The 2,641-nt window shown below is 72.6% G+C and carries 4 protein-coding genes; all 4 read left to right on the top strand.

Annotation, left to right across the window (positions count from 1 at the left end):
- A partial coding sequence (locus QJR14_08240; protein ID MDI3317586.1) for a hypothetical protein occupies nucleotides 1-221 on the top strand: 221 nt, incomplete at its 5' end.
- 124 nt (nucleotides 222-345) lie between these two features.
- Complete coding sequence (locus QJR14_08235) at nucleotides 346-615, top strand: hypothetical protein (protein ID MDI3317585.1); 270 nt, start codon at nucleotides 346-348, stop codon at nucleotides 613-615.
- Nucleotides 616-738: 123 nt separating this feature from the next.
- Entirely contained in the window at nucleotides 739-1,254 is a 516-nt protein-coding gene (locus tag QJR14_08230) for a sigma-70 family RNA polymerase sigma factor (protein ID MDI3317584.1), read from the top strand.
- Nucleotides 1,255-1,261: 7 nt separating this feature from the next.
- Nucleotides 1,262-2,629: a hypothetical protein gene (locus tag QJR14_08225; GenBank protein ID MDI3317583.1), complete on the top strand. Its 1,368-nt coding sequence runs from the start codon at nucleotides 1,262-1,264 to the stop codon at nucleotides 2,627-2,629.
- The last annotated feature ends 12 nt before the right edge of the window (nucleotides 2,630-2,641 follow it).

Below are 2,641 nucleotides of genomic sequence, written 5' to 3'. Positions count from 1 at the left end.
CGTACAGGAACGGCGGCAGGTGGCTGCTGCTCATGGAGGAGCGCTCGGGACGAGGGGTCCACCTGGTGGGCGCGCATCCCGCGGCTCTCGGCGGGGTGGAGGGGGCGCTGGCGGTCAGTCGGCCGGGTGTCCGCTCGTTCGCCTGGGGCGGCCGGTTCGTCGTGAACTGGCAGGGGCTGACCGACGCCGAGGCCGGCCAGGTCGTGGGCAGCCTGAGGTGAGGTGGGCGGCGCGGCCGGTCGTTCCGGAGCGGAAGGCGCCGGCGACGCCCGGCGGGCTTCGGCGGCATCGCCGCCGCCGGCCGGAGGAAGATCGAGGCCGGTGGCCCCCTCTGAGAACCGGGGGATGGTCGCGATGATCTGCCCTTACTGTGGCGCGAGGAACGAGCGGACGGCCGGCCGTTGCCGCCGCTGCGGTCTGGAGCTGGACCCGTACTGGAGCGTGGACCCCGCCCGCCTTCCCGCCAACGTCGGCCGGCTTCTGCGCCGGAGGGCCCGCGCGGGCGGCGCCGCGGGCCTGGCGATACGGTTGTTGGCGCTGCTGATGGTGGCGGGCGTGCTCCTCTACGTTCTCCACGATGCGGCCTTCTTGATCCGGAGCATTCTGCACGGGTGACCGTGCGGATCTGCTCGGCGGGTCGCCGGCCGGAGGAGGCCGGCGGTCGGCTCGCGGCGCTCCTGCCCCTTGGGAGCAGGGCGGGAGTTTGGAGCGTCCTGATATCAGGGGTGGCAGGAACCAGTGGAGCCCGAGGAGGGGACCGTTCGCCGGGCCCAGGGCGGCGATCCCGAGGCGTTCGGGGTCCTGGTGCGCGAGCACGAGGCGAGGCTCTTCCGGCTGGCCCGCCAGGCGCTCCAGAGCGACGAGGAGGCCGCGGACGCGGTCCAGAGCGCCTTCCTCAAGGCCTGGCAGCGGCTCGCGCTCCTGCGGGACCCGGCTGCCTTCCCGCACTGGCTGACCCGGATCCTCGTCAACGAGACCCGAACGGTGCTCCGCCGTCGTCACCCGGAGTGGCTGTCCCTTGACACGCTGCCCGAGCTGCCGGCTCCGGAGAACCTTTCCGACGGGGAGCTGCGGCTCTGGATCCGCGAGCTGCCCGGGCCCCAGCGGCTGGCCCTCATCCTGCGCTACGTGTACGGTTACGGACCGGACGAGATCGGCGCCATGCTGGGGACGCCCTCGGGCACGATCAGGTCCCGGCTCCACCGGGCGGTGCGAGCTTTGCGCAGGCGGCTTGGAGCGGAGACGGGGAGGTGAACCGCGGATGGAAGCGAAACTGCAGCGCCTTCTCCAGGAGGAGCTGGAGAACACCCAGGTGCCTTCCTGGCTTCACCTGCGCCTGCTGCGGGGATTGCGCCTCGGCCGTCGCGCCCCGGCTCCACGCTGGTCGCACGCGGCTCTGGTCGCGGGCGTGCTCCTGACCGTCATCGCGATCGCCTGGCTCGCGCCGGCGGTCCGGCAGCTGCGCGGGACGGCCCCGGCCGAGAGGCGAACGGCCACGACTGGCACGGCGATGGCCGGGTTGCCGGCTCCCCTGCAGACCCTCCGCATGACGTCGAGCAGCGCAGGCTGGGGGCTGGCCTGGTTTTCCCCGGCGGATTCGGCCGCGACCTACCCGCAGCCGTTCTACGTGCTCAAGACCTCGGACGGCGGGAAGCACTGGCTGGACGTCAGCCCGAAGGGCGCGCAGGTGAGCGAGGGGAGCGCCGCAGGGGGATATTTCCTCAACGACAAGGCCGCATGGGTGGCCGTCTCCCAGCCGCCCGGCGCGCCGCAGGCCCTGGTCGTCTGGTCGACGCGGACCGGGGGTCGCACCTGGTCCAAGTCGCTTGTGAACGCTCCGCCCTTTTCGGTCGAAGGGATCCAAGTCGCCTTCTCGGGAGACCGGAACGGCTGGATCCTGGCGACAAGCGGCCCTGCGGCCGGACTGCAGAGAAAGGCGCTCTACCGCACGTCCGACGGGGGCCGCTCCTGGGTCCGCGTGGCTCTTTCGGGGCTAGCGCCGGGGCTCTTGCCCGAGGAAGGTTACGCGACCGGCTTCGCCTTCCTGGATGCTCAGCGAGGATGGCTCGGCATGGCGTACCGCGGCTCGGTGCCGGTCCCGCTCTACCGGACCACGGACGGCGGGCGAACGTGGCAGCTCCAGGCGTTGCCACGGCCGGCCGCCGGGCCACCGGGCTACGGTGACGTCTACCCGCCCCGCTTCTTCGCGGGATCGCAGGGCAGCTTGCCCGTCCTGCTTTCGTCGAACGCGGGCCGGCAGTTTGCCCTCTATGGAACGGACGACGGAGGAGACACCTGGCGCCTCCGGGGGACCACGCCCGTGGTGGAGGCCGATCCCTTGGCGGTTGCCTTGGCGAGCGCCGACGATGTCTTCATCGCCGACCGGGGCCGGCTTCTCGAGTCGCACGACGGCGGGCGCAGCTGGTCGCGCCGGCCCTACCCCCGCGCTCTCGGTGCGCTGCTGGACAAGGGCTACGCCATCCAAGCCTTCCAGTTCTCCACGGCGGCCGACGGGTGGCTGCTCCTGGCCGGGCCGGGGGCCGGCAGCGGCGCGATCCGCGAGCTGCTACGCACGACGGATGGGGGCCGCTCCTGGTCGGTCGAGGGCACTTATCGGGTCACGCCGTGAAGGCCGGGCGCC

The organism is Bacillota bacterium (genome assembly GCA_029961055.1).
Classification (GTDB): Bacteria; Bacillota; Sulfobacillia; order JAIMAT01; family JAIMAT01; genus JAIMAT01.
The sequence above is the reverse complement of the archived record's forward strand: the minus strand, read 5'-3'. Positions and strand labels throughout refer to the sequence as shown.